The following is a 20325-nucleotide window of genomic DNA, read 5'->3' as shown; positions in this document are numbered from 1 at the left end:
AATTTTTGCTATACCCAATTGGAGAGTATGAACTATGTCTGCCTTGGCAACCTCGATTGACTTATCTCAATACGGAATCACTAATGTTTCTGAGATCGTTTACAATCCTTCTTATGACTTGTTGTTTGAAGAAGAAACGAAAGCGAGCCTTGAGGGTTATGACAAAGGTTATCTCACGGAATTGGGCGCAGTTTCTGTTGACACGGGTATCTTTACAGGTCGCTCACCTAAAGATAAGTATATTGTTCGTGATGACACCACTCGCGATACCGTTTGGTGGTCTGATCAAGGTAAGAACGATAACAAGCCAATGACACCTGAAACATGGGATCATTTAAAAGGCTTAGTGACTAACCAACTTTCTGGTCAACGTTTATTTGTTGTCGATACTTATTGTGGCGCTGACGAAGCGACTCGTTTAAAAGTACGCTTTATTACGCAAGTAGCGTGGCAAGCACATTTCGTGAAGAACATGTTCATTCGTCCTACGGATGCAGAGTTAGAAACTTACGAACCAGACTTCATTGTCATGAACGGCGCTAAAACGGTGAATGATAAGTGGAAAGAACAAGGCTTAAACTCTGAAAACTTTGTAGCTTTTAACTTAACTGAAAAAATTCAATTAATTGGTGGTACTTGGTACGGCGGCGAAATGAAAAAAGGTATGTTCTCAATGATGAACTACTACCTTCCGCTTCAAGGTATTGCCTCAATGCATTGTAGTGCCAACGTAGGTAAAGATGGCGACACCGCTATCTTCTTCGGTTTGTCTGGCACAGGTAAAACCACGCTATCAACAGATCCTAAGCGTCAACTGATTGGTGATGATGAGCATGGTTGGGATGATAACGGCGTTTTCAACTTTGAAGGTGGTTGTTACGCTAAGACCATCAATTTAAGCAAAGAAAATGAGCCGGATATCTATAATGCCATTCGACGTGATGCGTTATTAGAAAACGTTACCGTAGCCGCTGATGGTACTATCGACTTTGACGATAATTCAAAGACAGAAAACACACGTGTTTCTTACCCAATCCACCACATAGACAACATCGTTAAGCCGGTTTCTCGTGCAGGTCATGCTAAAAAAGTCATTTTCTTAACGGCAGATGCTTTTGGTGTACTACCTCCTGTGGCTAAACTAACGCCAGAGCAAACTGAATACTACTTCTTATCAGGTTTCACGGCAAAGCTTGCTGGTACTGAACGTGGTATTACAGAGCCTACACCAACATTCTCAAGCTGTTTCGGTGCAGCGTTCTTAAGTTTACACCCAACGCAGTACGCTGAAGTTTTACGTAAACGCATGAACGATGTCGGTGCAGAAGCTTACTTGGTTAATACTGGTTGGAACGGTACAGGTAAGCGTATTTCAATTAAAGATACCCGTGCGATCATTGATGCTATTTTAGATGGCTCAATTGACAATGCAGACACAGTCACGTTACCACTGTTTAACTTAACGGTACCAACAGCACTTCACGACTGCGATACCAACATTCTTGACCCTCGTAACACTTACGAAGACGCTAGCCAATGGCAACAAAAAGCTGATGACTTAGCCACAAGATTTGTCGCAAACTTTGAGAAATTTACTGACACAGAACGTGGCGCGTCTTTAGTAGATGCTGGCCCTCAACTAAAGTAGTTTCTTGTTTTAAACGACTATTTTAAAGCGGCTTTCTAGCCGCTTTTTTGTCACTAAAATTACACTAAAACCAGATATTTTCAATCGATACAATAGTACTACCAAGAAGCGGCTTCGAGGGAAACTTATGCAAAGAGTTCAAAGATTAAAGCTCGATGCGATTAGTTTAATCGCGGTATTCATAAGTGCCGTTGCTATTTTGTCAGTGATTGCACAGAACCAAATAAAGCAAACCACACTTGGGCAAATCAGCGCTACATTACTAACGCTGTTACTTACCGTGCGCTGTTCAACCAATATATGGGTGAACAGCGCCTAATTTCAATTGAAAGTATTGCCGAAACAAAACAATTCATTAGACTGGTTGAGTAACTATTGAATGATTATGACACAAACCTAGCCATAACTAGCAGCGCATCCTTACACGGCTTACGTCAAGTTCTCAACTCCATCATCAACAATTAGAATGACCGAGGATTTCTTGTCATCGCCCCTGATAGAGTCAGCATAGCCTCAATGTGAGACAGCAATATCGTGACAGTAAACTTAATTCAACTAAACTAAGAAAAGCTGTTAGATAACGCCTTTAGCGGTAACTCAGTGTTCATTCCCCCATTGGTTGGATCTGCCCACGGCAAGTATCAATATGGGTGGCAAAAAACAATCGAGTATATTCTTGGCAATTACTGACCGAAAGTCGATTTTTTGATGAGCAGTACGACCTAGAATGGCAGCGTTGCCTGCGCGATGGTAAATCATTTACAGAGATTATTTTTGATATCGATTATTTTAAACAATATAACGACTACTATGGCCATCAAGCTGGAGATAAGTGCTTAACAAGTCCTTAACGGGGCTTAATATGACACACCGTCCCAGCAATGTTATTGCACGATATATATGTAATGGAATTAAGGAGCTAGGACTTGCTCACAAAAATACACCGGCATCGGCAGATAAAGTCGTCACAGTCAGTGTCAGTTATTCCCGCAGTGAAAACTTAACCGATATAAAACCAAACCAATAGTTGTCTCAAGCCGATAAAACATTATATAGCGCAAAATAAGCTGGGCGTAATACATTAAAAGAATACTGCAAAAACCACTAGGCATATCAATGCTTCAAACGTTTACCTTAATCAAATGCACCTTAATTGAGGTGAACATCTCGATGGGTTGTTACAGTCTAGTTAACAATTTACTTAACCAATCCCTTCAAATGCTATACATTAAGTTCAGGCATTTATAACTCTTTCAGTTAAGAATTTATCGTCTGGAGCACCATTGTGTTGCAGCCAAAATAATAAAAACAGAGATAATTATGATAAAAACTTTCTTTAAAAGGCTATTTTTAGGGCTTTTGATCATCATATTGTTGGCGGGCGCATTCGCTACACATGAATGGAAAGCAGAAAAACCTTTTATTTTCAGGGCTTTTCTTGATCGAACCTTGATTCAATTTGCATTTGAAAGCCCGGAAACACTCACCTCCCTTGGCTTTTTAGAGTCAATGGGCTTTAAAAGCCACAACGCAAAGTTAGATGATGATAGTCCTGAACGGGCTGACGAGTTATTCACCAAATTGCCGAAGATTAAACAAGCCTTATTACAGTATGATGATGAAAGTTTGTCGGAGTCTGATCGTCTATCAAAAGAGATCACTCTTTATCTACTTGATGTTGGTGAGCAAGCAGAGCAATTTAGGTATCACAATTATCCCGTCAACCAGCTTTTCGGTGTTCAAAACGGCTACCCAAGCTTTATGGAGGCGCAACATCAGGTACACACTGTTGAAGATGCAGACAATTACCTTGCACGTTTAGAAGCGGTGCGGGTTAAATTTGCACAAAATTTGGCAGGCATTCAAATTCGAGAACAAGAAGGTATTATCCCACCGCGCTTTGTGATTGATCGTGTATTAACAGAAATGACTGATTTTATCGAAACACCTGCAACTGAAAACATTCTATATACGTCTTTAAAACTGAAACTTGATGACGCAAAAGAGATTCCAGTAGGAGAGCAAGCGCGAATTTTGGCCAGTGCCGAAAGCAATATCACCACTTATGTTTACCCGGCATATCAATTGTTTATTGAATATTTTGATCGACTTAAAAATAGAGCAGGAACAGATGATGGTTTTTGGCGCTTACCTAATGGCGATAAAGCGTATCAAGCCTCATTAAAGTTTTTCACTACCACAGACTATAGTGCCGATGAAATTCATCAAATTGGCCTAACTGAAGTCGATCGAATTCAGGCCGAAATATTAGCAATCTTATCTGCTGAGAATTTTGATACCAGTTTAGGTTTTAGTGCTGCCATTGAAGCACTGGCGGCTGATCAACGCTTTTATTATGAAGACAGTGATGAAGGCAGAGCCCAAATTCTCGCCGATTACCAAACCATTTTAGATGAAATTAATGTCGGTCTTGATGATGCCTTTAGGGTGCGCCCAAAAGCGGGTATGGAAGTGGTAAGAATTCCTGAATTTAAAGAAAAGACATCGCCTGGTGCCTATTACCAGCAGCCAGCCATTGACGGCAGTCGTCCTGGTCGCTTTTTTGCCAACTTGTATGATATCAAGGCTACGCCAAAATACAGCATGAGAACATTGGCCTACCACGAAGGTATTCCTGGGCATCACTTCCAAATTGCGATATCAATGGAACTCGAAGGTATGCCATTTATTCGCCGTATTTCACCGTTTACTGCTTATACCGAAGGTTGGGCTCTTTATACCGAGCGACTCGCTTGGGAATTGGGCTTCCAAGACGATCCCTTTGATAATATTGGCCGTTTGCAAGCAGAATTATTTAGAGCGGTTCGTTTAGTCGTTGATACTGGCATTCATGAAAAACGATGGACAAGAGAACAAGCAATCGACTACATGAAAGCCAACACAGGTATGGCACAATCGGATGTTGTTTCAGAAATAGAGCGTTATATTGTCATGCCAGGACAAGCTACCTCATACAAAGTGGGTATGATGAAAATTCTTGAGCTGAGAGAGCGTGCTAAACAAGCACTTGGTGAGAAGTTTGATCTTAGAGACTTCCATGATGTTGTGTTGAAAAATGGCGCAGTACCGCTTGATATCCTTGAACGATTAGTCGCACAATATATCGCAAGCACATAGATTATCTGTAGATTTATGTTCACGTCTAAGGCCAGATTATCTGGCCTTAGTTATTTAAACTGATGTAAAAGGACAATAATATTTTATGGCGATAGACCTATTAATTTGTAGTGATATTTTTGGCCATACATCCCAATTATCAAATTTCATTGAACGCTTTGAAGCAAATGGCGTCAATACTCATCTCGTCACGCCTTATCACGCCGATAAGGATGATACAGCGATTACATTCACAGGCTGCTCCGACCTTGTCGCTGGTGAAAAGGCCGTTTATCGAACTTTTGTCAAACAGTGCGGTCATGATGCCTACTTAGAAAAAGTCATACTGGCACTTCAAACATTATTATCTCAAGACTCTCAATTCATTGTACTTGGTTTTAGCGCTGGCGCCTCTGCTTGTTGGCGCGCTTTAAGCAAAAGTCAATCATCATCCACTTCTGCGCGGCGCGATACGACTCACGTTAAACATTTTATCGGCTTTTATCCAAGCCAAATAAGGCATTACCTTGATCTTCGAATGAATTGTCCGAGTACAATTATCTTTCCTGATAGCGAACCTCATTTTGATGTCGATATAGCCAGTAAGAAACTGAAAATGGGTCACTTAACCTCATGTATTAAGGCCCCATGGCAACATGGTTTTTTCAATTCGTTATCACCAAATTTTGAACAAGATGCAATAAACTTGTATTTGCCTTTGTTAACCAATATTCGTTTGCTATCAACTCCGACATTGCTCCGCAATGAAATAAGCAATTTAAGCTACTGAAGAGGAAGTGACCATGAAAACAATCGGCTTACTCGGCGGCATGAGTTGGGAGTCCACGGTTAGTTATTACAAAGCGATAAACCAAGGTGTTAAGTCTCAATTAGGCGGATTACATTCTGCCAAAATACTGCTCAACAGCGTTGATTTTCAGCCCATTGAAACACTACAACATCAAAACAAATGGCAAGAAACTGCTGACATCCTAACGGTAGCAGCCCAATCAATTCAGGCAGGTGGCGCTGATTGCCTATTAATTTGCACAAACACCATGCATAAAGTTGCTGGCAATATTCAAGCACAAATAGATATACCTATCATTCATATTGCCGACGCAACGGGACAAGTGTTGATGATCAATAATATTACAAAAATAGGTCTATTGGGTACGCGTTTTACCATGGAACAAAATTTTTATAAGCAACGTCTGATCGACAAATTCGGGATTGATGTAATGATCCCGACCACAACACAAATTGACGATATTCATCGCATCATTTATCAAGAATTATGTTTGGGCAAGATTGAATTTTCATCTAAACAACGATATTTAGAAATAATTGATGATATGTACCAAAAGGGTGCGCAAGGAGTTATTCTAGGCTGCACTGAAATTGCTCTTTTAATCAATCAGCAAGATACCGACGTGCCACTTTTTGACACCACGAAAATACACGCAGACGCGGCAGTTAAGTTTGCTTTGAACTAACTCAGTACGGTAAATGGACGGAAAAACGAATAAAGCACTTATTATCATACAAACTTTTCGTCCGCCTTTTTTGGTCTTAACGCCAATATGTCTATTTCTCGCCATAAGCTTGGCCAAATTCCATGGTGTCAAAATTGACGTCTCCTTGTCGTGCTTAATTTTATTGACCGCACTATGTGCTCATATCAGCGTCAATACCCTTAATGAATACTTAGATTTTAAGAGCGGGCTTGATTTAAAAACCCAGAGAACACCGTTCAGTGGTGGTAGCGGCACCTTACCTATGCATCCAGAATTGGCAGTCATCGTTATGTGGATTGGACTATTAACACTAGGCTCAACCGTATTGCTTGGCCTTTACTTCGTTCTCTGTATCAACGCAGCGCTGCTGTGGTTGGGTATACTTGGCGTAGCCGTAGTCGCCGCATATACGACTTGGTTGAACCGCTCACCTTTACTGTGCTTAATAGCACCTGGAGTAGGATTTAGTACCGTGATGGTATTAGGCACCTATTTGGTTTTTAGCATGCAAATACCAACCGACGTACTGCTGTTGTCTTTGGTCCCTTTTTTCCAAATCAACAACTTATTGTTGTTAAACCAATTTCCGGATATCGATGCTGACAAAAGCATAGGGCGATCTACCTTCCCGATCAGGTATGGCACAAAAACTAGCAGTATAATATACGCAGTTTGCGCGATAGCGCCCTATTGGATGATTTTTTATTTGGCGTTTAATCAATTTATACCTCAGACATCATTAATTGCAACCTTGACTCTGCCGTTGGCACTTTTTTCCTTAAAAGGTGCACTCACCTACGGTAGCTCTATTGGCAGCCATTCGATCTATTTGGCCACCAATGTTGCCTGCACTTTATTAACACCTTTAATTTTGGCCATCAGTTTATTTAGCGACGTTTTTAGGTAAACTATACCTTTCGATTTTTAAGAATTTTTGAGAGATACATGACAGCTCTAACAATTGCCACAAACCAAATTAACCAAATGCTATCGATGCAAGATGCGATGAATTCTCGCGTTAGCGACACATGGCGCAACAACAACTACGAATGGTACCGCGCAATTTGGGTTGAATGTGCTGAAATGCTCGACCATCACGGTTGGAAATGGTGGAAGCACCAAGAAATTGACGTGCCTCAAGTACAACTTGAGCTGGTTGACATTTTCCATTTCGGCTTAAGTCTTCGATTAATGACTGGGCAAAGCGTTACTGCAATTGCATCAGAATTAACGGAGCAACTCTCTCAAGGCACTGACGAGTCTGACTTTAAACTGGCATTAGAGTCGTTAGCCTCTAGCGCAGTAACAGACAAAGCATTTAATGCAGCGGCTTTTGCTGATTGTATGCGTTTGATTGACATGGATTTAGATGAATTGTTTAGACAATACGTCGGAAAGAATACTTTAAACTTCTTCCGTCAAGATTTCGGCTACAAAGAAGGCACGTACATTAAAGTTTGGAATGGTAAAGAAGACAATGAAGTACTGGCAGAAGTGGTTAACACCTTAGATGCAAGTGCTGAAGACTTTCAACAACAACTTTATAATGCGCTAAAGAGTCATTATCCAAGCTAATAAGTAATACATTACATCTCTGGCACAAATTCTGCTTTATTGGATTATAGAAATTAATCCGTCAAGAATTTGAATTGCTGGAGATGTATATGGAACTTATCCTTGTAGGCCTGATTGGCTTAATTGTTATTGTCACATTATTGGCGAGTCGATTAACCGACAACAGTTTTCCCTTCCCTTTTGACAGTAAAAGTAACGTATTTACGCCCGCAGAAAAGAATTTTCAAAACTTAGTTGAAAAAGCCCTCGGTGAAAAATATCGCGTGATTAATCGCGTCAAACTATCTGACATCGTCACCGTACGTAAAGGCGTTTCAAGTAAGGCAAGTCAAGCCGCCATTAATAACGCTAACAGCCGCTATTTAGACTTTGTCATTTGTGATCGTGACACCATGAAACTGGTCGGCACGCTAGACTTAGTTGATACCAAAGGTAAAGGCTACAAAGTAAAGAAAGACTGGTTTGTTAGCGGTGCGTTAGAAGCAGCGTCGATTCCACATATTCGCATCAAAGTAAAACCTAACTACAGCATTGAAGAAATTAGAGCTTGTATTGCCACTCGTTTATTAGGGCAAAAAATCACAGCAACACCAAAAATTAAAGGGCGCACAATTCCCGCGCCTTTAGTGAAACCACGCCCTAAAGCCACCGGTGTTATCACGGCAGCAGCCGCAAAAAATACGGTCAATGAACCCACTCCAGCAATGGCACGGCAAATACCAGCGCCGCAATTGGGTGCACTGACTCACTAGCGCTACCAAGAAAAATTCGGGTGAAATCATATAAAAAGTCGGTTATCCGGCTTTTTTGCTATTTACCAGAGAATTGATTTGAGTCTTAGGGTTAGTAGCGACAAATTGCTATCAGCACTTTATAATCGTGCTAGTGAATTATTTTCGACGTTTAGGATTAAAAATGAAAGCAGGCATTATTGGCGCGATGGAGCCGGAAGTCGCTATTTTAAAAGGTGCATTAACCAATGCTGTTACCTCTACACATTTTGGTTATGAGTTTTATCAAGGTCAACTAAATGGCACAGACGTGGTTATCGTCCAGTCAGGTATCGGAAAAGTCGCTTCAGCACTAGCCGCGGCACTGCTTATTGATAAGTTTTCACCAGACTATGTTGTTAATACAGGCTCGGCGGGCGGTTTTGATCAATCGCTAAAAGTCGGCGATATTGTGATCAGCTCGGAAGTGAGACATCACGACGTTAACGTGACCGCATTTGGCTATGAAATTGGCCAACTACCCGCCTGCCCACCAGCATTTATTCCACACCCTACATTGGTAGAGGCAGCTCAAACTGGAATTTCTAGTCTTGAAAACATCAACACGTTAGTTGGTTTAATCACTACTGGTGATACATTTATGACGGCTGATGAAGACATCGCCAAAGCGCGAGCTAATTTCCCGACCATGGCAGCGGTAGAAATGGAAGGCGCTGCCATTGCACAAACTTGTCATCAGTTTGACACTCCATTTGTTGTTATTCGCTCGATGTCGGATATTGCTGGTAAAGAGTCGCCAACGTCATTTGAAGCATACCTTGAAACAGCATCGGTCAATTCATCGAAGTTGGTCGAAAGCATGTTAGACAGCCTAAAAGGAAAAAATCTCGCTTAATGATCACTTGGACTGATGTAAGCGCCTTTAACCAGCAATTACTGTTGCTGGTTATTGTGTTGGTCACGCGCATAGCCATACAACGCATTGCGCCGCACCATCCATGGGCAGCTTTTCGTTTCTACTGCGCTGCATTAGCGAACAAAGTCAACAAAGCAGAAAACAGCCACGCACAACAAAGAGTCGCGGGGATAATAGCTGTGCTGATCACTTTTGTACCGATTTGGCTGATTGTCTGGCTTTTTGAGTCTTTAGTTGCTGTACCAGAACTTTGGCAAGGTTTACTACTTTATTTAGCGATTGGCTGTGGTGATATTTTTGCAGTAGCGAAGAAGGCAGCCAAAGCTGTGACCGCTAATGATAACTATCGCGCCAAGCAGTTGCTCAATCACTATATCTTACGAGATACAGAACAACTTTCGGGCTTAGGCATCAACAAGGCCGTGATCGAAATGCAAATACTAAAGCACTTGCAACTTTATCTCGTACCGGTTTTATTGTTTTTAACGTTTGGATCGCTCGTCGCGTTCAGTTATCGTCTGTTGCACGAAATGCATTACAGTTGGAATATTAAGCAACATCGTTTTCAATATTTTGGTGCATTTACTAATGCACTCTCTCAAATAATTCAATGGTTACCCAATCGGATATTTTTGCTTTTTGCCCTAATATTGTCAGTAGGGCATAATTTTGTTTTGATTTGGCGATTGACCTTGGAACACTTTTTTCGCGTAAACAACAACTGCGTTTTGGCATTTTTTGCGCCCACCCACAACATTAAATTAGGTGGTGTAGCAATGTATAATGGAACCAAGCTCAGACGAAAAGCATTTAATGACAATGGCCGCCAGCCAGAGCCGAAAGATATCATACATGTACAGCGATTTATGTCGCGAATATATGCGCTAATGGCAGTGACCGTCGCTGCTATTTCCGTAACATCTCAATTATTACAATAAGGGAATAATATGAAACGTTTTAACTTCATGCTTGCAATTGTTCTGGTATTAACAAGTCTATACGCTAACGCAAATGAACGCGCCACATTTACTCAGCCACAACTTGTTAGTTTACAAGCGGCGCCCCTCGCCCCTGCATATACATTACTTGATGTGCGCTCGGCAAAAGAGTATCAAGCCGGCCATATCAAAGGTGCTCTCAACATCAGCCATTCAACTTTAGGTGAGCAACTAAATTTAATGCCTCAAGATAAAGATCAAATGGTGATTGTATATTGTCGCTCTGGTCGACGCGCAGGTATCGCAGAGCAACTATTAAAAGCAAAAGGGTATACACAAGTTAAGCATTTATCCGGCGACATGAATGGTTGGCTTGAAAGCAACCTACCGGTTGAGTCTCATTAATGCTGAGCCATTAGCAGGATTTGAAGTATGAGTGAGTTGCTCTTCTGGCTCGATATTTTCGGCATCATTGTTTTTGCGCTATCCGGCGCATTAATGGCTGGCCGATATCAACTCGATCCGTTTGGTGTAATTGTGCTTGCCTCGGTCACGGCAATTGGTGGTGGGACAATCCGAGACATTATTTTAAATACGCCAGTATTCTGGGTTGAACAAACCTATTACTTGTGGATTATTTCAGCAACCGCATTACTAACTATTGTCTTTATTCGTCGCCCAAAACGGATCCCGAAACGATTTTTAATGATAGCCGATGCTTTTGGGCTCGCTTTATTCGCTGTACTCGGTACAGAAAAAGCGATCAGCCTAGGAACCTCTTACACGGCTGCCGTTGTGCTTGGCACCATCACAGGCGTAGCGGGCGGGATGATACGAGATGTGTTATGCAACGTAATCCCGATGATATTGCGACAAGAAATTTACGCGACTGCAGCTGCATTGGGAGGAGCGTTGTTTGTATTGATGGTGCATTTGCAAGTACCAGAATACATCTCGATTATTGTCGCGGTTAGTAGTGCGTTGACATTAAGACTTGCGGCAATTTACTGGCAAGTATCACTACCTGCCTTTCAAATATTAGAGCAATCAGATAAAGACTAACGAAAAAATTTATAGCGAAAAGCGTGTTAAGCTTCTATCCCCCAACCGTCATTGTATCCTTTGAATTTCTGCGCCAATTGTTCAAACTCAGCTTCTTGAGCCACAATGCCATCATAGCTTGGCGTCATTTTAACTTTGCAGTCTACATCCCAAACATTTGGTGTTTCGTCTGGTTGAAGCGTCACCACCATGTCAGGCGCAGTATCCGTTAGATGGGCAAGCATTGCCTCAGCATCAGCTTTGTTTTCAAAAAGATGAAAAAACACAACATCGTGAATTACGGTTAGATCAATACCAGCATCAGCCATTTCAGCCAACACTTGTCCTGTTTCATCATTTGGAAATGTCATTATAAATTCTCTGAATCAAGTTAGCGCAATTATAAGCGCAGCCCTTTAGGATAGATAGTAAAGAATGAAGTGAGGGTTAAAATGGTGATCTATATACATGCAGTTTACGACGTTACTGGCTCGCTTCAATCTCTTCTTTTAATGCTCGTGTTTCTTTCTCATTTTCATGTAGCAAATAGCCTAGACCAAGCAATATCGTAATAAACCCAGCAAAAACAATCATAGTGATGATAAACCACTTTAGTAGTGTTTTAAGAAATGATGGCTGCTTCATGATCACCAACTAACTTTTTTGCAGTGGAAGTTTGGGATTGCCTAAGCCGCTTAACATTAGAGCAATCACGTGATGAATTTTGTCTTGCGCTACTCGACTATTATCCTTCGCTTTAATATTCAGTGGGTAGCCCGAACGCCATATCGAGCGTTTAGTTCTAGCGTTGACAGCATCAATAATGATATGGCCCGGCCCAATAGCAAGTTTATCAGCGCGTGACCCCGTCGTTGCATTGACAAGGCAATACGAGCAGTAATTCACGCCATGGTTGTATTTTTTTAGTCCTGATACTCGGCCGCTAACTAAATGATAGGTGATCACGACATCAGAGTCTTCTAGCGAAGAGTAGACAAATCCTTGACCATCAAGTGCGTTTTCTATTGCAAATTCAATGTCATTGCGTGTCGCATCACTGATTAGCTGCCACTCATTAAACTCATCATCGCGTTTATAAAGGCTGTATTTTTGGATCGTAGAAAAATCGAAGATTTCCTGATATTTAACTTTGGCCACCTTAGGCGCGCTGCAACCAGCAAGCAAGAGAAGACAAAGTACTAAGAAATGTTTAACCATGAATTTTCATCATTAATACCAATATTAAACTCTAGCCTACCGATTATATAAAAAAATACAACAATGTCTGGCTTGGCTAACACTATATGAGGTAAGCATTAAATTGATTGTCGGTATCTTTTGTGGAGAATTTCAACACGTTCAATATACACCTTCGTTTCAGGATACGGCGGCACACCATTATACTTCTTAACAGTTCCCTCACCGGAATTATAAGCGGCGGCAACAAGTCGAATATCTCCATAATATTTTTTGAATAGCTTGGCTAAGTGTTTCGTCCCGCCCCTGATATTTTGCTCAGCAATAAAAGGGTTTCTCACCCCCAATTCTTTTGCTGTTTCAGGCATAAGCTGCATTAACCCTAACGCGCCTTGTTTAGAGATAACGTCTTTACGAAAATGAGATTCTGCATGAATAATCGCCCGTATTAAATTGGCATCAACTTGATATAAATGGGATGCATATTCAATTTCATCAAAGTATTGTTCCGGATAGAGCTTGGTGTTGTACCAATCCACTTGTGAACTCACTCGACAAGCGTAACACCCCGCTTTGATTACTTCATAGTACATATCAATAGGTTCAATATCTGAAAAGGAGGTGACGCCCGTCTTAGACTGATATTTAAAGACTTGGCTGTTTCTATCAGTATTGCTCGCTAGTGTTTGAACAGAAAGAAGCGAGAACATCATCGCTAAGCAAAATGTTTTATTTAAACCAGACATCAAATAGTGAACTCCATTTCAGGTTTTCTATTAAAATACATCTTCGTAACAGATAAGTCTAAAAGTTAAGACAAAATGTCAGCGCGAAAAATCCAGTTTTTAGGTATTATGTGCGTGTTAATTTACCGTTAGGATTAGAACGTGGAAAACAGCAACGCAAAGAGGCTTAACAAATTCATCAGTGAGTCTGGTTATTGCTCTCGCCGAGAGGCGGATAAACTGATTGAACAACAACGCGTCACCATTAACGACAAAGTACCTGAACTGGGCACCAAAGTAATGCCAGGCGACGTTGTTAAAGTAAATGGCCGTGCTATTTCAGCCAGTGCGAAAAACAAGTCTGACAGAATTTATATTGCGTACCATAAACCTATCGGTATCACTTGCACGACTGAGCGTCATGTCAAAGGCAACATCATCGATGCTATTAATCATAAAGAGCGCATTTTTCCGATCGGGCGTTTAGATAAACCCTCAGAAGGTTTAATTTTCCTAACCAGTGACGGCGATATTGTTAACAAGATCCTCCGTGCTGAAAATGCCCACGATAAAGAATATATCGTCACTGTTGATAAACCCATCAGCGAACGTTTTATTACCCGTATGTCCAAAGGTGTGCCTATTCTTGGCACCATTACAGAACCATGTCGGGTAACAATGCAAAGCAAATTTGTGTTTAAAATTATTTTAACCCAAGGACTCAATCGCCAAATTCGCCGTATGTGTGAGTTCCTTGGTTATGAAGTGACAAAGTTAAAACGTACTCGGATCATGAATATCGACTTAACAGGGCTAAGGCCGGGCCAATGGCGTGACATGACCAAACAAGAGCTCAATGATATCAATACCGCGGTCGCATCGTCACGTAAAACCTCAGCCAAGGTAGATGCAGAGCAAAATCGCATTGACAAGCTTAACCAGAAAAATGAAGTAAAGCCGACTGAAACACCTTCCAAGAAAGCCCCTGTAAATAAAGGGCCTGTTCGTTACACTCCAGCAGGTAAAGCACCAACATCTGGGAAAGTCAGCTCAAAGAAAACAAGTAATAACACCTTGACTTTAGGCAAGAAAAAGAAAATATAGTCTACATGTGAATAGAAGGAACTGACCATGCACGTCCCGGAGAAATGGAATATTGAAGACTCAAAAAAGGCCATTCGTTTAATAGATAACTTTGGCTTTGCCACGCTCGTGACCACGGATTTAAATGCAAGCCCCTTACCACTGATTTACGATGAAAGAACCAACTCGATTGTTGGCCATTTTGCTCGCAACAATTCACAAAGCAAATTTGCATCCGGTGATAAAGCCGTCGCTATTTTTAATGGGCCTCACCATTACATTTCACCGAGCTGGTATGACAAAGCGCCAGCGGTTCCTACATGGAATTATGTTAGTGTCCATGTTCATGGAGCATTAACACCTTTATCAAATGAGCAAACCATTGCCAGCCTCAATGCATTGATGAAAAAATACGAGCCTGAGCTTTTACAACGTCGCGATATTGTTACTCCAGAAATTCAAGAAAAATTACTTAAAGGTATCGTTGGTTTTAGTTTATCCATTGATGATATCCAAGCGAAAGCGAAGCTTGGGCAGCATCGTTCAATAGATGATCAACAAGGCGTGCTAAAAGCGTTAACCAAGTTAGATACGCCAGAAAGCCAATCATTGTTAAATATAATGAAACAACTAAGCCTGTAAGACAGCCATTGAAAATCTGCCATTTTCCTAAAGAATAGTGCACTTTATTATGATAGTAGAAAACGCAAACAAAGCTGATTATGCTGAAATGCTCGCTGTATGGGAAAACTCTGTCCGCGCCACCCATGACTTTATTAGCGAAGCCGATATAGCATTTTTCAAACCGATTATTATTGAGCAAGCATTTCCCCACGTCCTTTTAAAGCTGGTCAGAGATGAGCACGGCTCAATACTAGGCTTCTTAGGGGTTCACGAAGGCAAAATTGAAATGTTATTTATTCTAAATCGCGCACGAGGCCAAGGCGTAGGCACCCTATTGCTGCAGTACGCGATTAACAGTTTGAATGCTGAGACGGTTGATGTGAATGAACAAAACCCGAAGGCCGTAGGATTTTATCAATCTAATGGCTTTGAAGTCATTGCTCGTTCACCGCTTGATGATATGGGAAAACCCTTTCCGATCTTGCATATGCGACGTAGTCAACCCAATAAGCCTCACTGAGTATTGAGCAAATTCGCAGGTGAAAACTGATCGGTTAATATTTTCGTGTCCTGTTGCCAGTCTTGTTTAGTTGTAATGCTATTAAATATGCGAGTGACATTGACGCCATAAGGCTTTAAACGTTGTTGTAATGGCGCGATATGCTTAGTTAAAGACGATTTTTCAGGCAACTCACCTTTGACCGCAACGATAATACGGTTTTCATTAGAGCTGTTGTTTACACTGAAGAATTGATCAAAAACGGCAGCATAAGTGGCTGATTCATGATCATATAAACGGCTGTTAGAAAAAGTATTTGCACTTAATACGCCTTGTTCAGAAAGTAAGCCTTTGGTTTCTTGTAGAAACTCTGCCGTTAGGAGGTGCTCTGGAATATAGTCACCATTAAACGCATCTAAAATAATCCAATCGTATTGCTGCTTTTTAAGCAAGGCGCGTTTGATATAAACACGCCCGTCTTGGGTGATCGTTTTAACTTTTGTATTTTCAAAAAAGCCAAAATATTCCCGCGCCACTTTAGTAACCGCAGGGTCGAGTTCGACGTTATCAATTACACTGTCAGGAAACAACTCGTGCAGTGTGTTTGACATGGTGCCGCCACCTAAACCGACAATTAAAATTCGTTTTGGACTTTGGTTAATCAGTAGGCCGGAGAACATTAACTTGGTGTAATTAAAAACCAGCTCTTGTGGCTTAGATTTTAAAAAACAGCTTTGATTGGTTTTTCGGCTTTTGACATTGAATTTAAGGCAGCGAAGATCTGCCGTATCTTCAACTAAGATGTTGCGGTATAAAGATCGCTCGCTATGAATAACCCGTGCCTGCGCCGAAAAAGTAAATATCAGTATGACTAGCACCACGAGAATAGTAAGGCTGTAGTTAACCTTCATGGATAGCACCATTACTTTTTTCACTATTTGCAGATAATTGTTGTCTGCCTAACGTTATCGCCACCATCCCCAAACACGCCAACGTTAAGCTAAAGGTTGTAATGATTTGGTCCACTTCAAAATACAAAACCAAATAAAACGACGTAATTATTGTGCCGAGTGCACTGCCTAGTGTTGAGACAAAATAGAGCTTACCTGCCACCTGACCACTTTCATGGTGATGGGTAACTAACAGCCGCACTGAATAAGGGGAAATCATACCAAGCACGATAGTGGGCAGTAAAAATAATGCACACGAGGCAAGCAAAGAGCCGTATCGACTATCTTCTATCGCTATGAATATATACTCCATCACCGGGTTGCCAATATAAGTGATAGGGAATACTAAGATACCGGCGATAAGGAAAATAACACCATAGCGTGACAAAGACGCCGCTCGCATCGACAATTTACCGCCCAGTAAATAGCCTATCGATAAACTCAGCATGAACACGGTGATAATACTGCCCCAAATATGTACACTACTGCCAAAAAATGGCGCTAGTATTCTACCGCCCAGTAATTCAACGCCCATAATAGAAAACCCGCTAGTGAACGCGAGTAAGTAAATAAGCCGGTTTTGCCAAAGGCTATTCATTGGTAACTATCCGTTTTTAATAAAATAATTTAACAAATTGATATTTGAAGCTAATTCACCTTACTTTGCCTGAAATAAAAAAGCCAGCAGATATCACCTAGATAACTGCTGGCTTTGTAATAATTGATGTCCTACTGAACTTGTTAGAACGTTTACTTTTTCACTAACAGTGGTTTTAGGAATCGCGCGGTATGTGACGCTTGATGTTCTGCCACTTTTTCAGGTGTCCCTGTCACCAAAATTTCTCCACCACCTGCACCGCCCTCAGGACCTAGGTCTACAATCCAATCGGCCGTTTTAACGACATCAAGGTTATGCTCAATTACAACGATGGTGTTGCCGTGATCACGCAAGCGATGAATAACTTGCAGCAATTGTTTAATGTCATGGAAGTGTAGACCTGTGGTCGGCTCATCAAGGATATATAGCGTTTGTCCTGTATCGCGTTTAGATAGCTCTTTTGACAATTTCACTCGCTGGGCTTCACCACCGGAAAGTGTCGTCGCTGACTGACCCAACTTAATATAACTCAGGCCAACATCCATCAAAGTTTGCAATTTACGCTTCACCGCAGGGATGGCATTGAAAAATTCAAGTGCATCTTCAATGGTCATGTCCAACACTTCGTGAATGTTCTGCCCTTTGTATTTAACTTCCAAGGTTTCACGGTTATAGCGCTTACCCTTACATTCATCACATGGTACATATACATCCGGCAAGAAGTGCATTTCCACCTTGATCACACCATCACCTTGGCACGCTTCACAGCGGCCACCTTTGACATTAAAGCTAAAGCGTCCGGGTTTATACCCGCGAGAACGGGCTTCTTGTGTCGCGGAGAAAATATCACGCACAGCGGTAAATATACCTGTGTACGTAGCTGGGTTAGAACGTGGCGTTCGCCCAATAGGGCTTTGATCAATATCAATCACTTTATCGAGCTTGTCTAAACCTTTAATTGACTTATAAGGCGACGGCTCTTGTGTAGTTGCGCCGTTTAATTCTGTGTGAGCAATTTTGTAAAGCGTGTCATTAATCAGTGTTGATTTACCCGAGCCTGAAACACCAGTAATACAGGTCATTAACCCTAGTGGAATATGTAAATCAACATTCTTCAGGTTATTGCCTGTTGCTCCTTTTAGCGTCACCACTTCTTTTTTATCAAACGGAGTTCTCTTTTTAGGCACTGAAATCTCTTCTCTACCTGATAAATACTTACCCGTAAGTGAATGCTCACTTTTCAAGATATCTTCCATAGTACCTTGCGCAATAATTTCGCCCCCATGCACACCTGCACCTGGGCCTATATCGATGACGTAATCCGCTGCGCGAATCGCATCTTCATCATGCTCAACAACAATCACAGTATTGCCTAGATCACGTAAGTGCGTCAGCGTACCGAGTAATCTTTCATTGTCGCGCTGATGCAAACCAATTGAAGGCTCATCAAGTACGTACATGACGCCTACAAGACCCGCACCTATTTGGCTGGCCAGTCTGATACGTTGTGCTTCACCACCAGACAAAGTATCAGCACTGCGTGAAAGGTTAAGGTAATTAAGACCGACATTGACCAAGAAGCCTAACCGTTCATTGATTTCTTTTAAGATTTTTTCTGCTATTTGCGCTTTTTGCCCTTCAAGGTTTAACCCTTCAAAAAATGACAAGGCATCAAATATTGATAGCTCAGCAATGTGGTTCAATGGTCTATCATCGATAAAAACATTACGCGCTTCAAGACGAAGACGGCTTCCTTCACAGTCAGGACAATGCTGACTATTTAAATATTTTGATAACTCTTCACGAACAGCATTTGATTCCGTTTCTTTGTACCGGCGCTGCATGTTGTTCAAAATACCTTCAAACGGATGATTTCGAACAATCACGTCACCGCGGTCATTCATGTATTTAAATTCTATTTTTTGTTTGCCGCTACCGTAAAGCACATAGTTTTGTATGTCATCATCGAGTGCTTCAAACGCCGTTTCTAAGGTAAAGCCGTAATGATCAGCCAAGGCCTGTAGCATTTGAAAATAATAAAAATTTCGCTTATCCCAACCACGAATTGCACCACCACTCAAACTAAGCTCAGGATTCGTGATCACTCGAGAAGGGTCAAAAAACTGTTGAATACCTAAGCCATCACATGTTTGGCAAGCACCTGCTGGGTTATTGAAAGAGAACAATCTTGGCTCTAGCTCTTGCATACTATAGCCACAATGTGGACAGGCAAAGTTTGCTGAGAAAATCAGCTCTCCTTTGTCTGGCTCATCCATGAAAGCGACTTTAGCCGTACCTGCAGTGAGGCCTAATGCCGTTTCAAATGATTCTGATAAACGCAGTTGAATGTCTTCACGTACCTTTAAGCGATCTACCACCACTTCAATAGTATGCTTTTTATGTAATTCTAATGTCGGAGGATCGGATAGGTCACATACTTCACCATCAATCCGAGCGCGGATATAACCTTGTGCGGCAAGGTTATCCAACAATTTTACGTGTTCACCTTTTCGGTTTTGCAATACTGGCGCCAAGATCATCACTTTCGTGCCTTCTTCTAGGGCAAGTACTTTGTCAACCATTTGAGACACAGTTTGTGCAGCAAGCGGCTGTTTATGCTCTGGGCACCGAGGTTCACCGACACGTGCATATAACAAACGTAAATAATCGTATATTTCCGTTATAGTGCCAACGGTTGAGCGCGGGTTGTGCGAAGTTGATTTTTGTTCAATCGAAATGGCCGGAGAAAGTCCCTCAATGTGGTCCACGTCTGGCTTTTCCATCAGAGACAAGAATTGACGAGCATAAGCAGAAAGCGATTCAACATAGCGTCGTTGACCTTCAGCGTAAAGTGTATCAAAGGCTAATGAAGATTTACCAGAGCCTGATAAACCAGTGATCACAATCAACTTATCTCGTGGTATTTCGAGGTTAATATTCTTTAAGTTGTGTGTTCTGGCGCCTCTAACGTCAATGTATTGCATATAATTTCCGCACGAATTTCTGTAATCGACCATTATCGCACAAAATAAACGCACTTATCATTAAGAAAAATGAATGTAGATAATAATAAATTTCGCTTTATTTGATCCGTTCGATACTGGGCATTTTTGTTCGTCGTTTAAGCGTGCTAAAATTGCGCGCCTAGAATCAATATTGTCGATGT

Annotated in this window: 24 protein-coding genes; 17 read left to right on the top strand and 7 right to left on the bottom strand. The window is 41.4% G+C overall.

From position 1 onward, the window contains the following. Positions 1-34: 34 nt before the first annotated feature. From pckA to QUE03_RS01755, 14 genes are all read left to right on the top strand, one after another. Positions 35-1648 carry a phosphoenolpyruvate carboxykinase (ATP) gene (gene pckA / locus QUE03_RS01820; RefSeq protein WP_286264510.1) on the top strand — a complete coding sequence of 538 codons (1614 nt, stop codon included), beginning with the start codon at positions 35-37 and terminating at the stop codon, positions 1646-1648. Positions 1649-1775: 127 nt separating this feature from the next. After that, positions 1776-1967: a hypothetical protein gene (locus tag QUE03_RS01815; RefSeq protein WP_286264508.1), complete on the top strand. Its 192-nt coding sequence runs from the start codon at positions 1776-1778 to the stop codon at positions 1965-1967. A gap of 331 nt (positions 1968-2298) precedes the next feature. Further along, complete coding sequence (locus QUE03_RS01810; protein ID WP_286264506.1) at positions 2299-2499, top strand: diguanylate cyclase; 201 nt, start codon at positions 2299-2301, stop codon at positions 2497-2499. A gap of 11 nt (positions 2500-2510) precedes the next feature. Continuing rightward, complete coding sequence (locus tag QUE03_RS01805) at positions 2511-2675, top strand: hypothetical protein (RefSeq protein ID WP_286264504.1); 165 nt, start codon at positions 2511-2513, stop codon at positions 2673-2675. A 293-nt stretch (positions 2676-2968) separates the two neighbouring features. Next, the gene (locus QUE03_RS01800) at positions 2969-4786 is read left to right on the top strand and encodes a DUF885 domain-containing protein (protein WP_286264502.1); all 1818 of its coding nucleotides are present in this window, start codon (positions 2969-2971) and stop codon (positions 4784-4786) included. 85 nt (positions 4787-4871) lie between these two features. Further along, positions 4872-5555, top strand: a complete 684-nt coding sequence (locus QUE03_RS01795) for a dienelactone hydrolase family protein (protein WP_286264500.1) — start codon at positions 4872-4874, stop codon at positions 5553-5555. A gap of 13 nt (positions 5556-5568) precedes the next feature. Next, a complete protein-coding gene (locus tag QUE03_RS01790; RefSeq protein WP_286264498.1) occupies positions 5569-6261 on the top strand; it encodes an aspartate/glutamate racemase family protein in 693 nt (230 codons plus the stop codon). 13 nt (positions 6262-6274) lie between these two features. After that, positions 6275-7189 carry a prenyltransferase gene (locus QUE03_RS01785; RefSeq protein ID WP_286264496.1) on the top strand — a complete coding sequence of 305 codons (915 nt, stop codon included), beginning with the start codon at positions 6275-6277 and terminating at the stop codon, positions 7187-7189. A 38-nt stretch (positions 7190-7227) separates the two neighbouring features. Then, entirely contained in the window at positions 7228-7857 is a 630-nt protein-coding gene (locus tag QUE03_RS01780) for a dUTP diphosphatase (RefSeq protein WP_286264494.1), read from the top strand. Positions 7858-7946: 89 nt separating this feature from the next. Beyond that, positions 7947-8609 carry a DUF2726 domain-containing protein gene (locus QUE03_RS01775; RefSeq protein ID WP_286264492.1) on the top strand — a complete coding sequence of 221 codons (663 nt, stop codon included), beginning with the start codon at positions 7947-7949 and terminating at the stop codon, positions 8607-8609. A 163-nt stretch (positions 8610-8772) separates the two neighbouring features. After that, positions 8773-9483 carry a 5'-methylthioadenosine/S-adenosylhomocysteine nucleosidase gene (gene mtnN, locus QUE03_RS01770; protein WP_286264491.1) on the top strand — a complete coding sequence of 237 codons (711 nt, stop codon included), beginning with the start codon at positions 8773-8775 and terminating at the stop codon, positions 9481-9483. Beyond that, complete coding sequence (locus tag QUE03_RS01765; protein ID WP_286264489.1) at positions 9483-10442, top strand: cobalamin biosynthesis protein CobD/CbiB; 960 nt, start codon at positions 9483-9485, stop codon at positions 10440-10442. Before mtnN ends, QUE03_RS01765 begins: the two co-directional genes overlap by 1 nt. Before the next feature lie 9 nt (positions 10443-10451). Then, positions 10452-10847, top strand: coding sequence for a rhodanese-like domain-containing protein (locus QUE03_RS01760; protein ID WP_286264486.1), 396 nt, complete (start codon positions 10452-10454; stop codon positions 10845-10847). Between the two features lie 27 nt (positions 10848-10874). After that, the gene (locus tag QUE03_RS01755; RefSeq protein WP_286264485.1) at positions 10875-11504 is read left to right on the top strand and encodes a trimeric intracellular cation channel family protein; all 630 of its coding nucleotides are present in this window, start codon (positions 10875-10877) and stop codon (positions 11502-11504) included. Positions 11505-11530: 26 nt separating this feature from the next. On the opposite strand, the gene QUE03_RS01750 is transcribed toward QUE03_RS01755, so the two are convergent. From QUE03_RS01750 to QUE03_RS01735, 4 genes are all read right to left on the bottom strand, one after another. Further along, entirely contained in the window at positions 11531-11854 is a 324-nt protein-coding gene (locus QUE03_RS01750) for a ribonuclease E inhibitor RraB (RefSeq protein ID WP_286264483.1), read from the bottom strand. A gap of 112 nt (positions 11855-11966) precedes the next feature. Beyond that, positions 11967-12128: a hypothetical protein gene (locus QUE03_RS01745; RefSeq protein ID WP_286264481.1), complete on the bottom strand. Its 162-nt coding sequence runs from the start codon at positions 12126-12128 to the stop codon at positions 11967-11969. A gap of 9 nt (positions 12129-12137) precedes the next feature. Next, complete coding sequence (locus QUE03_RS01740) at positions 12138-12701, bottom strand: DUF4136 domain-containing protein (protein WP_286264479.1); 564 nt, start codon at positions 12699-12701, stop codon at positions 12138-12140. A 98-nt stretch (positions 12702-12799) separates the two neighbouring features. Then, positions 12800-13426 (bottom strand): lytic transglycosylase domain-containing protein, encoded by a 627-nt coding sequence (locus tag QUE03_RS01735; protein WP_286264477.1) that lies wholly within the window; start codon positions 13424-13426, stop codon positions 12800-12802. A gap of 141 nt (positions 13427-13567) precedes the next feature. Between QUE03_RS01735 and rluF the strand changes: the two genes are divergently transcribed. From rluF to QUE03_RS01720, 3 genes are read left to right on the top strand one after another with little or no spacing between them, the layout of a single operon-like run. Then, the gene (gene rluF / locus QUE03_RS01730; protein ID WP_286264475.1) at positions 13568-14509 is read left to right on the top strand and encodes a 23S rRNA pseudouridine(2604) synthase RluF; all 942 of its coding nucleotides are present in this window, start codon (positions 13568-13570) and stop codon (positions 14507-14509) included. 27 nt (positions 14510-14536) lie between these two features. Continuing rightward, positions 14537-15130, top strand: a complete 594-nt coding sequence (locus QUE03_RS01725; protein WP_286264473.1) for an FMN-binding negative transcriptional regulator — start codon at positions 14537-14539, stop codon at positions 15128-15130. A gap of 49 nt (positions 15131-15179) precedes the next feature. Further along, the gene (locus QUE03_RS01720) at positions 15180-15632 is read left to right on the top strand and encodes a GNAT family N-acetyltransferase (RefSeq protein ID WP_286264471.1); all 453 of its coding nucleotides are present in this window, start codon (positions 15180-15182) and stop codon (positions 15630-15632) included. On the opposite strand, the gene QUE03_RS01715 is transcribed toward QUE03_RS01720, so the two are convergent. The 3 genes from QUE03_RS01715 to uvrA form a co-directional block, all read right to left on the bottom strand. Next, on the bottom strand, positions 15626-16522 hold the full coding sequence (locus tag QUE03_RS01715) for a spermidine synthase (RefSeq protein WP_286264469.1): 897 nt from the start codon (positions 16520-16522) through the stop codon (positions 15626-15628). The genes QUE03_RS01720 and QUE03_RS01715 overlap by 7 nt on opposite strands. Continuing rightward, a complete protein-coding gene (locus QUE03_RS01710) occupies positions 16512-17159 on the bottom strand; it encodes a fused MFS/spermidine synthase (RefSeq protein ID WP_286264467.1) in 648 nt (215 codons plus the stop codon). Before QUE03_RS01710 ends, QUE03_RS01715 begins: the two co-directional genes overlap by 11 nt. Positions 17160-17311: 152 nt before the next feature. Continuing rightward, a complete protein-coding gene (gene uvrA, locus QUE03_RS01705) occupies positions 17312-20143 on the bottom strand; it encodes an excinuclease ABC subunit UvrA (protein ID WP_286264465.1) in 2832 nt (943 codons plus the stop codon). Between the last annotated feature and the right edge of the window lie 182 nt (positions 20144-20325).

It is taken from the genome of Thalassotalea atypica (assembly GCF_030295975.1).
Classification (GTDB): Bacteria; Pseudomonadota; Gammaproteobacteria; order Enterobacterales; family Alteromonadaceae; genus Thalassotalea_F; species Thalassotalea_F atypica.
This window is presented reverse-complemented; position numbering and strand designations above follow the sequence as displayed.